The organism is Desulfobacter vibrioformis DSM 8776 (genome assembly GCF_000745975.1).
Taxonomy (GTDB): domain Bacteria; phylum Desulfobacterota; class Desulfobacteria; order Desulfobacterales; family Desulfobacteraceae; genus Desulfobacter; species Desulfobacter vibrioformis.
On record NZ_JQKJ01000008.1, the window covers coordinates 103,133 to 120,303 of the forward strand.

Consider the following 17,171-nt stretch of genomic DNA (forward strand, 5'->3'; position numbering starts at 1 on the left):
AACCATGTCAGACACCCCCCAAAAACTTACCTTTTTCGGTAACGCCATAAAATTTTTTATTCCTTTGCTGATCATCGCCGGCGGCGCCGGTGCCTGGTTTTATTTCCAGTCCACGGCCCCTGTCATGAAAAAAGCAACCCCGGCCCGGGAGGTCACCATGGTGGAGACCCAGGCCGCGCAAGTCGGGGAAAAACGCGTGCTGATCACTGCCATGGGCACCGTGAAAGCCTCCAGGGAGGTCACGCTGAAAGCCCAGGTCTCCGGTATGGTGCAGTCGGTGAGTGACCGGTTTACACCGGGCAGTCTGGTGCCCAAGGGCGAAGCGCTTTTGCAAATTGATCCGCTTGATTACCAGGTGGCTGTCAAGAAAGCCCAAAGCGCCCTGGATCATGCCAAGGCGGCCCTGGCCATTGAACAGGGCAGCCAGAACATTGCCAAGGAAGAGATCAAAGTGCTCTCTGAAATGACCCGGCGCACCATCAAAAAGACAGACCTGGCATTGAGAAAACCGCAGCTGGCCCAGGCCCAGGCTGACGTGACCGGCGCAGAGGCTGATCTGATCCAGGCCAGACTGGACCTTAGCCGGACCCGGATCTGTGCCCCGTTTAACAGCATTATTCTGGACCGGTCCGTTAATGAAGGGGCCTACGTGGGCACCCAGGAGGATCTGGTCACCCTGGCCGGTGCGGATGAGTTTTGGATTGAAGCCGTGGTGCCGCTGGATCAGATGACCTATATCGACCTGGACATTCCCGGGGGCAGCCCGGTGACCATCCGTTCCCAGTCCGGCCCGGGCACATGGCAGGGTCGGGTGATCCAGGCCAAGGCCCAGCTCTCTGATTCCAGCCGCATGGCCACGGTGATCATTGCCGTGCAAAATCCCCTGGGCATCCGGGATCACATCTCCGGCCAGCCCCTGATGCTCAATGACTATGTGAATGTGGAAATTTCCGGCCGCACCCTGGACAATGTGGTGCAGCTGCCCCGGTCTGCGCTGAAAGACAATGACACTGTGTGGGTAAATACCAACAATACCCTGGATATCCGCAAGGTCTCTCTGGCATGGAAAGGAACCGATCATATTTACATTAAAACCGGCCTGGATCAGGGCGACCAGGTGGTGGTTTCCAGCCTGTCCACCCCTGTCCAGGGCATGGCTGTCAAAACCTTTGAAACAACTGAACAGGAACCGGCCAAGATTGGTGAATTCACACCAGCCCCTTCCGACAATAAAAGAGATCCATCATGACAACACAAGATATACACACCCGGGGGCCTGTGGCCTGGATGGCGGGCAACTCGGTCATTGCCAACCTGCTGATGTTTGTTTTCCTGGTGGGCGGGCTGCTCATGGCCCTGAACCTGAAGCAGGAGGTATTCCCGGACTTCACAGAAAATTCGGTATCCATCAGCATCGCCTACCCCGGGGCCAGTCCCGAAGAGGTGGAGAACGGTATTATCCTGGCCGTTGAAGAGGCTCTTGAGGACATTGAGGGCATTGATGAGGTCTCTTCAAATGCCACGGAAGGCGCTGCCAGGGTCACGGTGGATCTGGTTGAAGGGGCTGACGAAATCAAGGTATGGCAGGAAATCAAAAGCGAAATTGATGCCATCACCACCTTTCCCGAGGAATCCGAAGAGCCCGTGGTCTCCATTAACAGCCATCGGCGCGGGGTTCTCACCGTGGCCCTTCACGGCAGTGTGGATGAGCTGACCCTGCGCTCGGCCGCCGACGCCATCCGGGATAAAATGCTGCTGGATTCCCGCATTACCCAGGTGGAACTCACCGGGGTCAAGGACTACGAGGTCCGGGTGGAGATTCCCCAGGCCACGCTGCGGCGGTACGGCATCACCCTGGGCGATGCGGCCGACGCCATTGCCAAGGCATCGGTGGAGCTGGGCGGCGGCAGTCTGAAGACCGAAGCCGGGGATATTCTGGTCCGGGTCAAGGACCGCAGGGAATATGCGGCCCAGTATGCCAGGGTGCCGCTGCTCACCCTGGCCGACGGTTCCAGGGTGCTTCTGGGAGATGTGGCCACTGTAGAGGAGACCTTTGAGGATTCCAACACCTGGGCCAACTTCAACGGCGACCCGTCCGTGATGATCGACATCTATCGTGTGGGAGATCAGACCCCCACCGAGGTGGCCGGGGCGGCAAAAGAGATCATCAATGAACTGAACCACACCCTTCCCAAAGGGCTTCACCTGACCATTCTCAAGGACAGGTCAAACACCTATATCCAGCGGGCCGAGCTGTTGATGAGCAATGGCCTGCAGGGGCTGGCCCTTGTCTTCATATTCCTGGCCCTGTTCCTGGAGATCCGGCTGGCCTTCTGGGTCAGCCTGGGAATTCCGATTTCATTCATCGGTTCGTTTCTTTTTCTCTCTGCGGCGGATGTCTCCATTAACATGATCTCCATGTTTGCCTTCATTGTCACATTGGGTATTGTTGTGGACGATGCGGTGGTGGTGGGTGAAAATGTCTACCACTGGCGATCCAAGGGATTGCCGCCCCTGAAGGCGGCCATTGCCGGGGTCAGGGAGGTGGCGCTGCCCGTTGTGTTCAGCGTACTCACCAACCTGGTATCGTTCATGCCGCTGCTGTTTGTTCCCGGATTCATGGGGAAAATATTCAAGGTCATCCCCATCGTGGTGGCATCGGTGTTCGGCATTTCACTGGTGGAAAGTCTGTTTATTCTGCCGGCCCATCTGGCCCACCGTACCCGCAGCCAGGCCATGTGGCCGTTCAACCACCTGGAACGCTGGCAGGGCAAGTTCAGCAATGCCTTTGAATCCTTTGTCCGCAACCAGTTCGGCAGTTTTTTGAAATTCATGCTCTCCTGGCGCTACGGCGTGATCGCCTTTGGCCTTGCCCTGATGGCGGCCCTGGGCGGATATATCTTTTCCGGGCGGATGGGGCTTGAGATGTTTCCCCGCAGCGAATCAGACTATGCCTATTGTGAAGCCACCCTGCCCTACGGGTCAGCGGAGTCCAAGCTGAAAGAGGTGGAGAACCGGCTGATTGCCTCGGCCCGGACGGTGATCGATAAAAACGGAGGGGAAAAACTGGCTGTCGGTATTTTGAGCGATGTCTCCGATAATGTCATCATCGCCAGGATCTACCTGGTATCAGAGGATGTCCGCCCCATATCCACATCCCGGGTCACGGCGTTGTGGCGTCAGGCCACAGGCGCCCTGGCCGGGCTTGAAAACCTCCGGTTTGAATCCAACATGGGCGGGCCGGGTTCCGGGAAGAACCTGACCATCCGTCTGGCCCACACCGACACCCAGACCCTGGAGAGCGCAGGCCAGGAGCTGGCTGCCGCCTTGTCCGACTATGCCATTGTCCATGATATTGACGACGGGTCAGAACAGGGGAAGCGCCAGTTCGACATCCAGCTGCTCCCCTTGGGAGAGCGCATGGGGCTGACCTCCCAGGAGGTGGCCAACCAGGTCCGGTATGCATTCCAGGGAGCCCAGGCGTTAAAGCAGCAGCGGGGCCGGAACGAGGTCACCATCCGGGTCAGTCTGCCAGAAGATGAGCGGATCACCGAATCGACCCTGGAAAACCTGGTGCTTCTCTCGGACAAGGCAGAGATCTATCTGCGGGATGCCGTGAAAATGACCCCGGGCAGGGCATATACCAAAATCGAGAGGACCGACGGCCGCCGCAACATTGAGGTGACGGCCAATGTCAATCCCCCGGCCCAGGCGGAAAATATTCTAAAAGAGGTGAAAGCCGGGATCATTCCGGCACTCCAGAAAAAATACCCGGGCCTGACCATGAGTCTCGGCGGTCACCAGGAAGATATGCGGGACAGTTTAAGCGCCATGGTGACAGGATCTTTAATGGCGTTGTTCGGCATTTACGCCCTGCTGTGCATTCCATTCAAAAGCTATGTCCAGCCGCTGATCATCATGGTCAGTATTCCCTTCGGGGTCATCGGCGCCGTGATTGGCCATATCATCATGGGATACTCCCTGTCCATCAACTCCATTTTCGGGGTGGTGGCCCTGTCCGGGGTGGTGGTCAATGATTCCCTGGTACTCATTGACTTCGCCAACCGCAGGGTCCGGGAAGGCGCATCCCGTTTTGAGGCGATCCATTCCGCGGGCATCCAGCGGTTTCGGCCCATCCTTTTAACCACGGTGACCACCTTTGGCGGGCTGATGCCCATGATCATGGAGACCTCCCGCCAGGCCCGGATGATGATCCCCATGGCCATCTCCCTGGGATTCGGGGTGCTGTTTGCCACGGCCATTATTCTGGTGATGGTACCCTCTTTGTACATGGTGACAGAGGATGTCTCCCGGTTGATGTATGAACCTGTTCCGGACGCGCTGTCACTGTCAGAGGTGCCCCGGATAGAAGAATAGGCGTTCAGCCCCGGCCCAGAACGGGTTTCCCGGAGAAATAAATAATATGGCTACCTTCAGGGAGAAAGTTAATCGAACAGTAGCATAATTTTGTGAAGTTTAAAGAAGCTGAAAGAGTACTCTTAACGCTGAAAGGGGTCGTGTGTTTTTTTGTAGCAATACATTTTCATGGTAAAATTGGCAGTATTTCAACCAATTTCAGAATTAGGACAGGCGGCTTTGGAATCATCGTCCCAAAGCAGATGCAGCACCGCTCTATGTCCGCCGGGAAACGAGCCGTTCTCATAGGCCAGATTCAGTTTCCGGGCGATCTGTGATACAAGGATCAGGCCCAGGCCAAAGCCGAAATCCGCCTCGTTCGGTCCGGGGAAACCAATGACCTGCCCGGTATTGGTGATGATAACGGCATCCGGCTTAACCCGGATCTCAACGGTTCCAAGGCTTGTGTACTGGAAGGCGTTCCGGATCAAATTGGCCAGGGCGATACGGCAGGCGGCCTTGGGGATGGCAACCAAAACAGACGGCGCATGCACTTGTAATTCCACATGTTTCCCCTTGAGAAGGTATCGGTTTTCCTCGACCAGATCATTGACCAGACTGCCGATATCCACAGGCTCGGACACAGGGATGTTCTCATCTTTCCGACTAAGCCAGAGCAGGGTCTCGGTCAGACGGCGCATGGTGTTCACCGCCCGGTCCATACGCCGATAAACCGCCTTTTCCCCGTCGTCCAAATCAGGCCTCAGACGCTCCAGAAGATCCATGTTGGACCTGAGCACGGCAATGGGAGTCCTCAGTTCATGGCTGGCGCTGCGAAGGAAAAAATGCTCCCGGACCAGGGCCTGATGAAGATCCCGGACCGCGTTTTGGATCAGATCTGCAAGCTGGTCGACTTCCCTGAAGGCAAAACCGGGTCTGGGCTCTTCAAGGCTCTCCCGGGTCAGACCGCCCGCCCAGTCTGCAAGGGATTCCAGTGAAGCGGAAACCCTGCGGAAAATCGCCCGGACCGCCATGAAGATCAGAAGGATAAATCCGATGCCAATAGCCAGGATCAGGATGTCCAGGTTTTCAGAGTATCGGAACGCCCCGGGAATATCGTCCTGCTCCATGTAGGTTTCGATGAGATAGAGCCGCCTTCCGTCAAAAAGGTCGCAGGCCATTGCCAAAATCAGGCCTTCTCTCGAGCCGTTGTCTTCAAGAACGATTTCTTCGGTGAGCAGCTTTCCGGATTCAAGGGATTTCGGAGAAAACCTGGCCTTGAACCATTCCGGCAAGTCCCTTTCCCCCAGGTAGGTCTTGAGTCGGGACCATTCCGGCAGGGGTGTGGACGGGTTTGCTTTATAAGCGCGCTCAAAATCCGCTGCGGTCCGCCGCAGGTTAAAGGCCGCGGTCTCTTCCATACCCTTGACCAGGGAAAACTCAACCAGGATGCTGTACACGCCGATCATGATCAGGGTCAGCAACCCCAGTCGAATCCCGATATACTGTCGCAGTTTACGAGACTGTTTCATGTGGGGGGCCTATCCTGTATCCGTGGCCTGGAACCGTGTGAAGCAGCGGCATCCCATCTTTGTTCACCTCGCGCCGCAGGTTGTGCAGATGCACCTTCAGGCTGTTGGTCTCAGGAATATCGTCCCCCCATACCGCCTGGGCCAGCCGCTGCCGTGTCACCACAGCCGGACTGGAACGGGTCAGGGTTTCCAGGAGCACCCATCCTGTGGGGGTGAGGGCCAGCTTCCTGCCGGACCTGACAGCTTCCCTGGTATCCACGTTCAAGGTCAGATCACAGGCGGAAAGCAGCCTGGCCTGACCGCTTCTACGCCGGGCAAGGGCCCGGACCCGCATAACCAGTTCGGGCATATCAAAGGGCTTGATTAGATAATCGTCCGTGCCCGAGGAAAAACCTGCTGTCTTGTCGTCCAGGGTATCCAGTGCTGTCAGCATCAGGACGGGAAGATCCCGCCCCTCATCCCGCAGGATCCGGCAGACATCTATTCCACTGAGCCGCGGCAGCATAATATCCAGGATCAAGATGTCGTAGTCGTTTTCGCGCACCAGGGTCAGACCGGCTTCTCCTGAAGCAGCATGGTCACAGATCATACCCTCCAGTTCCAGGTACTGGACAACGGTGGCCGCAAGATCAAAGTCATCCTCCACAAGGAGTAAAAAAAGAGACATCGCTTTACCTCCGAGGTCAATAAGGGTTACCTCGCTTCAAGGTACAGGAAAGCTTTGTAAAAATCCATTCCCGTTCGCATGGTGTTTTTTTGCAATACCGCAAAACTCACCTTTTTTGAATTTGCTGCCATTCGGCGGACTGTCACTTTCGCCCGTAATTGATGCAGTTCGAACTCTCTCACTGCTTGGGCCAATAACCGATTTCAATCCTTTTCGGGTGAGTTTTGCGGTATTGCGTTTTTTTCTTAACCCGGCCTTAACCTGCCATGGCCTACCCTCCTTTTTCAACTGCTGGAAAAAGGAAGGAAATCAAATGAACCGCCATATCATATGGATAATGATTTTTTGGGGCATGATAACGCTCCAGGGTTGTCTCGTATGTAACAAACCTGAACGGCTCCAATTGCAGCCTTTGCCCGAGCGGCTTACGGCGGCCCCCGAGATAACGGACCTGAAAATCACTGCCGATCTCCTAAACCTCGTGGGGGATCAAAGGATAAGCGCCATGGTTGACGAGGCCCTGGAAAACAATCAGGACCTGGCGGCCACGGCCCTGCGCCTTAAAGCCGCCGGCCTGCTGCTGTCCGGAACGGAAGCCGCCATGCTGCCGAAACTAGATGCCGGCTATACCGGTAACCGGAACAATCGATCTCTGGACCGGCAGGTTCAGGGCAGCCACCGGGTCGGCCTGAACCTGAGCTGGGAAATGGATCTGTGGGGGAGGCTGGCCGACTTGCACGACGCCAGGAAAGAGGCGTTCCAGGGGCAACAGTTCGGATTTTTGCGCGCCATGGACTCCCTGGCTGCCAGGGTGCTCCAGACCTGTTTCATTGCCAAATCCAGACAGATGGCCTTGGCAGTCCAGGAAAAACGGGTGGCCCTCTACGAAAAGATCGGGCAGACCATTCTGACCCGGTTCCATGCAGGAATCGGTACGCTGGACGAGATGGCTGCGGCAAGGTCAAAGACCCTGGTCGCCCGGTCAGACCTGGCCCAGGCAGGGCAGGCGCTTCACGCCTCCCTCAGGGACCTTGAGGTGCTGATGGGAAGGTACCCAAAAGCCGCCCTGGACCTGCCGGACCGACTGCCAGACGTGGCCCTGCCCTCCCCCCGTGTCCCGGCTGCCATCCTGGCCAACCGCCCCGATATCCTTGCCGCGGCAAAGGCCTATGAGTCCGCAGTCAAGGAAGCTGGGGCCAGCCACAAGGCACGGCTGCCTGCCATTACCCTGACCGCAGATATTTTCAAAGACAATGCCTGGCTGGGCAGACTCTCCTCTTCCCCCATCACATGGGAAACTGTGGGCAGCCTTTTAATGCCGGTGTTCAATGCAGGAAAGCTCAGGGATGAGGCCCGGGCGGCTGACACCCTGGCCCAGGCCGCATTTAAAGACTATGCCCAGACGGTACTCCTGGCGATGAAAGAGGCTGAAACCACCTTTTACCGGGAAACCATTTTAAAGGAACGCCTGTTTCACCTGACATTGGCCCGCAAAGAAGCTGAAAAGAACAGGCAATACTACGAGGGACGCTTCAGGGACGGAATATCCGACATCCAGGCACTTCATACCGCCCTGGACCAGGAACTGGATATCATGGCCGGCCTTATTGATATCAAAGCACAAAGAGTTGTCAACCGGATCGATATGGCCCTGAGCTTGGGAACCGGTGTAATGGAAAGGAAGGAAAAATGAAACTGCCAAACTCCATGAAAAAATGGATCATATTCTGCCTAATGGCCGCGGCCTGCGGAGCTGGGACCCTTGGACTCTACACCATGAAACCGTCCGAAAAAATTCAAATAAAACAGCCTGGTTCGCCCAGACAGGTCACGGTCCGCCAGGTTACCCCGGCAGAACGTCGCTCTGTCATTCGGGTATACGGAGAGGTGACGGCCCGCTGGACCTCTGTTCTCCGCACCCAGGTGGGAGGTCGTATCATTACCATCAACGATGCCCTTCAACCGGGGCAAAGGCTTTGCAAAGGTGACACCCTTCTCCAGGTTGACCCCACAGACTACCAGGCCGGCCTGGCCCGGGCCCGGATGGAACTTGCGGCCGCACAGGAGGAATTGATCCGGGCCGAACAGGAAGCCAATCAGGCCAGGGCCAACTGGAAAAGAGCTGGCATCAAGGAGCCGCCCGCCTCCCCTCTGGTGTTTCATTTGCCCCAGGTAAAATCGGCACAGGCCAAAGCGGACCTGGCCCGAAAAAACATGGACAAGGCCAGAAACGATCTTGACCAGACAAGGATCACGGCGCCCTATGACTGCCTTGTGGCTGAATGCTTTGTCAACAAAGGAGAAACCCTTTTTTCCGGGGACCGGTTACTGACGGTTTTAAGCGCTGACAACCTGGAGATCTCAGTGACCCTGGATGAAGCCCAGACCCATACCCTGGGGCAGTGGGAAAAAGCGGCCGCCGTCCTTCAGAATCCGGCCACGGGCAAGACCTGGACAGGGAAAGTCGTCAGAGACGGCCAGATGATGGACAAGAAGACCCGGTTGAGGCGGTTCTACCTGATCCCTCTGGGAAAAAGAGACGGACTGGTTCCGGGTATGTTTGTCATCGCAGATCTTCAGGGCAGTGAAAATGAACCCCTCCTTGCCTTGCCCGAATCCGCCCTGACCCGGGACGGCCTGGTCTGGCTGGTGGATCAGGAGAACCGGCTAAAGACTTTGGCTGCCCAACCGGTTTTTTATGAAAAAGGCCAGGTGTTTATCAAAGCACAGAAGAACCAAGGTCCTTTGCAAGTGGTGGTGACCCCGACGCCGTCTTTTATTGCCGGCACACAGGTGAGCCCCGTCATTCAGGATGGAGGCGAGTTAAGATGAACGCATTGACCCAATGGTTTGCCAAAAATCCCGTGGCCGCAAACCTTTTGGCCCTGCTGGTCATGGCAGGGGGGATTCTCACCTTTACAGGCATCCGCATCGAAGGATTTCCCCAGATCCCCCCGTCCTATATTTCCATTGACATCTCCTACCCCGATGCCAGTGCCGAACAGGTGGATACCGGAGTTTCCAGAAAGGTGGAAAAGTCCCTGGAAGGTCTGGCAGGGGTCAAAAAGGTCATCTCCCTGTCCCGGGAAAACAGCGCCCAGATCCTGGTCCAAAAAGAAACCTCAGCCGACATGCTCCGCCTGCTTAGCGATGTCAAAACCCGGGTGGACAGCATTGCCAACTTCCCCAAGAAGACCGAACGCCCCATCGTCAGCGTGGATGAGTTTAAGGGGTTTGTGCTGCTGGTCCAGGTCTCGGGAGATGTGGACGACACCGTGCTCCAGCAGTCGGCCCGGCTGGTAAAGCAGGAACTGACCGCCCATCCCAGAATCTCGAAAATAGACACCTTCGGAAAAAAAGGAAGGGAGATGCGTATCGAACTGGATGCCGAGCGTCTCAAGGCCTTCCATCTCTCCGTGGACCAGGTGGCAGGAATCGTCTCCCGCAACCTGTCCGAGACCGGTTTTGGAAAACTTGAAAGCAACGAAGCCAGGATCATCATCCGGTCCGATGCAAAGCTCAATTTTTACGATCAGCTTGCATCCCTCCCCCTCATTGCGGAAGAGGACGGTTCCAAAGTGTTTTTAAGAGATGTGGCCGCCATTGTGGACGGATACGAAGAAACCGAGGTGAAGGCTCTTTTCCAGGGAAAGGAATCCGTGGGCATGGTGCTTTACACGAGCCACAAAGGCCATATGATCCAGGTCAGCCGTGCCGCCCACGAGGTGGTGGACCGGCTGAAAAAACAGCTGCCGCCCACCGTTCATCTGGACATCTGGGGAGACTCTTCCATATACATGAAAAACCGCCTGATGCTGCTCCAGACCAATGCCTGGCAGGGGCTTCTCATCGTGTTCGCCCTCCTGGCCCTGTTCCTGGATTTCAAGCTGGCCTTCTAGGTGGCCATGGGCATTCCCTTCTCCATCGCCGGTACCCTGGCGCTCATGGGCGAATCCTTTTTAAACTACTCCCTCAACGACATCACCACCTTCGGGATGATCATCGTTCTGGGTATTCTGGTGGACGATGCCGTGGTGGTGGGCGAAAGCGTGTATGAGACGAGAAAAACCGTGACAGATCCGGTTAAAGGAACTGTTCTGGGCGTACACAAGGTGTCCGTGGCAACGGTATTCGGTACACTGACCACAGTTGCAGCCTTCTACCCCCTCATGCTCATCCAAAACGACTTCGGCAAGATCCTGGCCAGTTTCTCCATGGTGGTCTGTGTGGCCCTTCTCTTTTCCCTGGTGGAGAGCAAGCTTGTACTGCCCGCCCACCTGGTCGCCATTTCCATGGCGCCGCAAAAAGCCACAAACAGAATCTCCAAAGGGTTTGACAAGCTCCGCCACCTGGCCGCAAAAGGCCTTTCCTTTGTCAACACCCGGATCTACGCGCCGCTGCTTGACATCTGTCTGTCTCACCGCTACACGGCCCTGACACTCTTTGCCTTCCTTGTGCTCATCGCAGGCTGGTTGGTGCGCATGGACCTTGTCAGAACCGTGTTCTTCCCGGATATCCCGGGGGATGTCATCATGGTCTCAGCCAGTATGGAAAAAGGAATGCCCGCGAGCCTGGCTCAGAAGAACGCCGGCATCATCCAGGATGCGGCAGATCGGCTGAACCGGGAATTCACGGACGCCAACACAGCAGATCAGCCACCCATCAGAAAAATCATGACCTCCGTTGAAGACAACGGCGCCATAGAAATCTATGCCGAACTCCAGCCCCAGAATGAAAGGACCGTCAAGACCATGGATCTCCTGACGGCCTGGCGGGAAAGGACATCCGGCCTTGAAGGGATAGAAAGCATCAAATTCAGCGGAAACGCCGAAACAGGCGGTGGTTTTGTCCTCAAAGTCTCGTCCAGGAGCCCTGAGGGGCTTGCCCGGGCCCTAGCGCTTGTAAAGAAGGGCTTGACAGGGATCGAAGGCGTGTATGACATCCGGGATGATCTGGCTGGCGGGCAATCTGAAATCCGGCTCCGGCTAAAGGACGAGGCCCGGCACCTGGGACTGACCCCGACAGACCTGGCGGCCCAGGTCGGGGCGGCCTTTGCCGGAGTTGAAATCGATAAATTCCAGAAGGGGGACGACGAGGTCAAACTCAAGGTCGTCCTGTCAAAGTGTCAGCGACGGTACATTCACCAGCTTTTAGACACCCGCATCAGCCTTATGGACGGCTCCCTGGTTCCGTTGCCCATGGTGGCCCGGATTGAATCCCGGCTGTCTTCCGGCTATATCCGCAGGGAAAATGGCCAGCAGGTGGCCGAGGTCAAGGCCGCCCTGGATAAAGAACGCATCAGCGCGGCTGGCGTGTTCGAGGCCGTGCAAAAAGCGGTCCTCCCTGAAATCGAATCCGCCGCTCCCGGAGCCTCTGTCTTGCCTGGCGGGGAGCTGGAAGAGGAGGGAGAGGTCAGGGGCGGGCTTTTCAAGGCGCTTGCCATGGTGCTCATGCTGATTTACGCCCTCCTGGCGGTTCCCCTAAAATCCTATTGGAAGCCCGTCATCATCATGTCCGTGATTCCCTTCGGCTTTGCCGGAGCCGTGGTCGGACACTTCATTGCGGGAATCCCCCTAAGCGTACTTTCGTTTTTCGGCATGCTGGCCCTGGCTGGGATCATGGTCAACGACAGCCTTGTGATGCTCACCCGGTTCAACGATCTTCTGGCAGAGGGTACACCTGTGGGCCAGGCGTTGAGAATGGCCGGAACCAGCCGATTCAGGGCCATATTCCTCACAACGGCCACCACGGTTTGCGGGCTTTTCCCCCTGCTGACCCAAACATCGGAACAGGCCCAGTATCTGATTCCGGCGGCTGTCTCCCTGGCCTACGGCGAGCTGTTTGCCACCGGCATCACGCTGCTGATCATCCCGGTGCTCATGCGTATCGCCTACGACGTCAGGGATGGGGTCAAGGCATTTACATCAGGGCGTTCCTGATCGAGAGCATTAAATATAACCCCAGCCAGGCACAGCCATAACATGTTGTGGCTGTGCCTGGCTGGGGTTTCGACGTCAGAAGGGCCGTTGAGATAAAAACAACCCCTGAAAAGGGCTGAAACAGCAATTTTTTAGGTCGATTTTAAGCATACGGCACCGGAAATCCCCTTAAGCGCTGGAAAAATTAATTTCAACCGGTTGTCGGGATCTGGGAATCGGAAAAGTCGTAAACCAAATCAGGAATAGAGTCGGAAGTCACTGGCTAAGCTGATATTTTTTTACGGCTTTGTTGTGGTCTTTCAGATTGGTGGAAAATTTATGAGTGGTGTCGTTTTTTGATACAAAGTAAAGAAAGTCTGTCCGGGCAGGATACAGGGCTGCCTTCAGGGATTGGGCACCCGGGTTGGCAATGGGACCGGCCGGAAGTCCGTCTATCTGGTAGGTATTATAGGGGGTGACACGCCTTAAATGTTTATATCGGATTCTTCCGTGATAGTCAGATACCCCGTAAATCACTGTGGGGTCGCTTTCAAGCCGCATATGGCGTTTGAGGCGGTTATGGAAGACCGATGAAATCATTGCCCTCTCTTTGGCATTGCCGGTCTCCTTTTCAATGATTGAGGCAAGGATGACAACTTCATGGACGCTTAGGCCTATCTGTTTTGCCCGGGCTTTCCACTTGTCATTAAATGTTTTTTTAAAGGTGGATATCATTTTTTTGATTAAGGTTTTACAGCCTGTCTCCTTGGAAAAAAAATAGGTTTCAGGGAACAGGTAGCCTTCTAAGGTCATGCCCGGTACTTCACACTGATTGATAAATTCAAGATCATTGCACAAAGATAAAAATTGCTGTCGGGAACACAAACCGGATTCCTGGGCGAGTATCGCAATCTCTTCCATGTCCAGGCCTTCGGGAACGGTAAACCGGTATAATTTGTTTTTACCCGAAGTAAGAAGATTTAAGATGGTCTCCGGACTCATCCCGGTGTTCATCTCGTATTCCCCGGCCTTTATCCGGGTAGCTGCCTTTTTCAGCCGGGCATATAGTTTAAATGCACTAGGATTTGAAATTAATTCCTGTGCTTCAAGGTTCTGGGCTATGGAGGATAAATGCTGGCCGGAAGATACCGTAAAATTGACAGGTTTAGAAATTTGGGCGGCAGGTGTCTTGATAAAAGAAGCCATCCAGTACATAGCAGCTCCGGCGGCTATTGCGATGCTCAAGCAGATGATGGCGAAAAAAAGGATAATTTTTTTTGTCATTTTTAATATAAAAATAAAACGGGCCTGCCGGTAAATCGGTCAGACCCGTATGTTTAATTATTTCTTTGTACCTTATTTATTTGGCAATAGGAAACTCGGTATCAGGATTGTAGCAGATCCGACAGCAGTTCAGACAGCGATCCGCCTCGGCAAGCGCCTGGTCTTCGGGCAGAACCAGATCAACCTCAATCATTGAATCCAGCCTCTGATTAACCGGTATTTCCGGCATTTTAGCCCGTTTGATGGGCGTTATACCTTCAACGTTTTTGAAAATAGATTCAGGAATTCTTTTTCCCAGTAAGGAATTTTCGACCGGTTCAACCGGTTTCCCTTTCAGGAACAGGTCGATGGCGCGGGCGGCACGCCTTCCGCCGCCAATGGCAGTAACAACAAGGGACGGTCCGGTTGCTGAATCCCCCCCGGTGAAAATATATGGGATTGAAGTTTGCAGGGTTTCAGGATTGTTGTCAATGGTATTCCAGCGGGTCAATTCCAGGTCTTTTATTTTCGGAGTTGGATCAGTATCCTTAAAAGAGGGATCCGGTGCCTGACTAATGGCAGAGATGACCATATCAACGTCCAGTACGGTTTCAGACCCTTCAATGGGTACAGGCCGTCTTCTACCGGATTTATCCGGTTCACCCAGTTCCATTTTCAGGTATTCAAGGCCTTTAACCTTGCCGTTTTCATCTCCAATGACCCGTGTGGGGGCTGCAAGGAATACAAAATCAATGCCTTCCTCTTCTGCTGCATGAATCTCCACTGCATTGGCAGGCATTTCCTTCCGGGTTCTTCTGTAAACAATGTACACTTTTTCAAGCCCCAGCCGCTTCAGTGTTCTGACGCAGTCAATGGCGCTGTTCCCACCACCGACGATAGCAGCGGTTTTCCCCAATTTTATATCCTGACCGCTGGCAAATTTTGAAAGCCAGTCAATTCCCTTATAACATCCGTCAAGGTTTTCCCCTTCAATACCGAGGGCATAATCGCTCCAGGCACCAATTCCCATGAATATGGCGTTGTATCCGGAGGCTACCAAGGAACTTAGTCCAAAGTCTACTCCGAATTTAACCTGGGTAAAGGCATTGATTCCTAAATCGAGAATTCCCTGGATTTCCCAATCCAGAACCTTTTTAGGAAGTCTGTACTCTGGGATGCCGTATCTGATAATACCACCAAGTTTTGGCATGGCGTCAAATATATCGACTTGATGACCGATCCGCCTTAGAAAATATGCACAGGAAAGTCCGGCAGGCCCGCCGCCGATTACAGCCACCTTTTTACCGGTATCAGGGGCACAGGTAATGGGGATACGGGAACCAGAATTCATTTCATAGTCAGCAACAAAGCGTTTGAGCTGATTAATGGAAACCGGTTCATCCTCAAGACCCCTTCTGCACATATCTTCACAAGGATGAGGACATACCCTTCCGCAGGAAAGGAGAAGGGGGTTTCTCATGCGTATGGTCTGAACTGCTTCGGCATATTTTCCGGCTTTTATTTCACTGATATATTTCGGAATATTGATTTCAGCAGGGCAGGTCTGGGCGCAAGGTGCCAGAGGATCATGCGTCTGGTTGAACTTCAGTAGTTGTTCTGTCAGGGTTTTGACCTGAATAATATCTTTGGGGCAGGCTTTCTGGCAGGCACCACAGCCAACGCACTTGGCGTCATCAACCACGGGGTAACCGTCCGGACCCATGTCAAGGGCGCCAAATTTGCATGCCTTGATACAATCCCCAAGACCGATGCAGCCGACCGTGCAAACCCTGTGTCCGCCATAAACAGCATCCATGGCTTTGCAAGATGACACACCCATGTAATGGTATTTATCAGCAGCCCGGTTACCGCCCTCACACATATTGTAGGATAACGGAGCTTCAGCCTCGCCCGCATCCACGCCCATAATACGGGAAACCGCTTCAACGCCGTCCTTGGAATTGACAATACAAAGACTTGGGGCTTCCTTACCCGTAACAATGGCCTCTGCGGCTGCAGAACAACCCGCATAGCCGCAACCACCGCAGTTGGCACCTGCAAGATTGTTCTCTACCTGTGCGATTCTGGGGTCTTCATACACATAAAAGATTTTGGAAGCAAGACTGAGCACGATGCCGCATGTTGCGCCAATGCCCAGCATTAGCAGTATAGCTGGAATCATACAATCACCTTATATTATATTTGTGTTAAACTAAACCATGCCCCTGAAAATGGTAAATATCAATGCGATCAGGCCCGCAGTCACAAGACCGATGGAGGTATCCTGTAAAGGTTTGGGCACCCGGGATAGAATGACCCGTTCCCTGACGCCGGCAAACAGAACCAGAGCAAGACCAAAACCGACGGCATAGGCAAAAGAGGATACCAGGGCTTCAATAAAGGTATATTCTTCCTTGATGTTAATCAGACATACACCCATAACCGCACAGTTGGTTGTAATCAGTGGAAGAAAGATACCCAGGCCTGCATACAGCCCCGGGATACTCTTTTTTAAAAACATTTCCACGAATTGAACCAGAGCCGCGATAACCAGAATAAAGGACACTGTCCTCAGAAATTCCACATTCATCGCTTTAAGCAGATACACATCTACGATCCAGGTTATCATGCCTGCCATGACCAGAACAAATACAACAGCCATGCCCATTCCCATGGCCGTTTCCATCTTTTTGGAGGTGCCCAGAAAGGGGCAGTTGCCTAAGAATTGGGCAAGGAGAATATTGTTGATGAAAATGCAGCTGATTGCCAGAACAAATAAATCACCCATGTTATAAATCTCCTTACCTTATTTTTGCCCGATGAGGTTCATCAGGCAGAGCATCAGGCCCAGGCCGATAAATGCACCCGGTGCTTCAACCATGAATTGAAAGGGAATATAGCCATGACCTATTTCAAAGATGGGAGAACCACCCCATACCGTCAGGGTGCCGGCCCCGATGAGCTCACGCACCGCCCCAAGTGCTGCCAGGGACATGGTAAAACCAATGCCCATGCCCAGGCCGTCAGCCGCAGAGGGAATCACTGTATTTTTACCGGCAAAGGCTTCTGCCCGGCCCAGTACAATACAGTTTACAACGATCAGGGGGATGAAAATACCCAGTTTCAGGAACAGTTCATAGGTATAGGCCTGCATCATAAACTCCACAATGGTAACAAATGTTGCAATGATAACAATGTAGCAGGCAATTCTGACCTTTGATGGGATTATATTTCTAAGCATGGAGATCAAAATATTTGAGAAGACCAGAACAAAGGTAGTAGCCACGCCCATGCCGATGCCGTTTTCTACGGTCTTGGTTACGGCAAGGGTGGGGCAAAGCCCAAGAACCAGCCGGAACGGGGGAATTTCCGCCCACAGACCTTTTGTAAATTCTTTTACCAGGGATTGTGCCATAATTATCTCTCCTGAACGAC

10 protein-coding genes and 1 pseudogene are annotated in these 17,171 nt (G+C 54.1%); 5 read left to right on the top strand and 6 right to left on the bottom strand.

What is annotated here, in order from left to right; translation table 11 throughout:
- The first annotated feature begins 4 nt into the window (after positions 1 to 4).
- Together Q366_RS06410 and Q366_RS06415 are read left to right on the top strand one after the other, a co-directional pair.
- Positions 5 to 1,249, top strand: a complete 1,245-nt coding sequence (locus Q366_RS06410) for an efflux RND transporter periplasmic adaptor subunit (RefSeq protein ID WP_051957863.1) — start codon at positions 5 to 7, stop codon at positions 1,247 to 1,249.
- Positions 1,246 to 4,377 (top strand): efflux RND transporter permease subunit, encoded by a 3,132-nt coding sequence (locus tag Q366_RS06415; protein WP_035237409.1) that lies wholly within the window; start codon positions 1,246 to 1,248, stop codon positions 4,375 to 4,377. Before Q366_RS06410 ends, Q366_RS06415 begins: the two co-directional genes overlap by 4 nt.
- Positions 4,378 to 4,565: 188 nt before the next feature.
- Here Q366_RS06415 and Q366_RS06420 read toward each other — a convergent pair whose 3' ends face one another.
- Together Q366_RS06420 and Q366_RS06425 are read right to left on the bottom strand one after the other, a co-directional pair.
- Positions 4,566 to 5,888: a sensor histidine kinase gene (locus tag Q366_RS06420; RefSeq protein ID WP_035237410.1), complete on the bottom strand. Its 1,323-nt coding sequence runs from the start codon at positions 5,886 to 5,888 to the stop codon at positions 4,566 to 4,568.
- On the bottom strand, positions 5,872 to 6,555 hold the full coding sequence (locus Q366_RS06425) for a response regulator transcription factor (RefSeq protein WP_035237411.1): 684 nt from the start codon (positions 6,553 to 6,555) through the stop codon (positions 5,872 to 5,874). Before Q366_RS06425 ends, Q366_RS06420 begins: the two co-directional genes overlap by 17 nt.
- 313 nt (positions 6,556 to 6,868) lie before the next feature.
- On the opposite strand from Q366_RS06425, the gene Q366_RS06430 reads away from it, so the two are divergent.
- The 3 genes and pseudogenes from Q366_RS06430 (at position 6,869) to Q366_RS06440 (ending at position 12,494) form a co-directional block, all read left to right on the top strand.
- Positions 6,869 to 8,248 (top strand): TolC family protein, encoded by a 1,380-nt coding sequence (locus Q366_RS06430; RefSeq protein ID WP_035237412.1) that lies wholly within the window; start codon positions 6,869 to 6,871, stop codon positions 8,246 to 8,248.
- Positions 8,245 to 9,387 (top strand): efflux RND transporter periplasmic adaptor subunit, encoded by a 1,143-nt coding sequence (locus tag Q366_RS06435; RefSeq protein ID WP_035237413.1) that lies wholly within the window; start codon positions 8,245 to 8,247, stop codon positions 9,385 to 9,387. Before Q366_RS06430 ends, Q366_RS06435 begins: the two co-directional genes overlap by 4 nt.
- A pseudogene (locus Q366_RS06440) lies at positions 9,384 to 12,494 on the top strand (efflux RND transporter permease subunit). The gene Q366_RS06435 and the pseudogene Q366_RS06440 overlap by 4 nt, the downstream one beginning before the upstream one ends.
- Before the next feature lie 255 nt (positions 12,495 to 12,749).
- Here Q366_RS06440 and mltG read toward each other — a convergent pair.
- The 4 genes from mltG to rsxE all read right to left on the bottom strand — a co-directional run bounded on the left by mltG (position 12,750) and on the right by rsxE (position 17,151).
- Entirely contained in the window at positions 12,750 to 13,757 is a 1,008-nt protein-coding gene (gene mltG / locus Q366_RS06445) for an endolytic transglycosylase MltG (RefSeq protein WP_035237414.1), read from the bottom strand.
- A 76-nt stretch (positions 13,758 to 13,833) separates the two neighbouring features.
- A complete protein-coding gene (locus tag Q366_RS06450; protein ID WP_035237415.1) occupies positions 13,834 to 15,918 on the bottom strand; it encodes an FAD-dependent oxidoreductase in 2,085 nt (694 codons plus the stop codon).
- A 30-nt stretch (positions 15,919 to 15,948) separates the two neighbouring features.
- On the bottom strand, positions 15,949 to 16,524 hold the full coding sequence (locus Q366_RS06455; protein WP_035237416.1) for an electron transport complex protein RnfA: 576 nt from the start codon (positions 16,522 to 16,524) through the stop codon (positions 15,949 to 15,951).
- An 18-nt stretch (positions 16,525 to 16,542) separates the two neighbouring features.
- On the bottom strand, positions 16,543 to 17,151 hold the full coding sequence (rsxE, locus tag Q366_RS06460; protein WP_035237417.1) for an electron transport complex subunit RsxE: 609 nt from the start codon (positions 17,149 to 17,151) through the stop codon (positions 16,543 to 16,545).
- Positions 17,152 to 17,171: the final 20 nt, after the last annotated feature.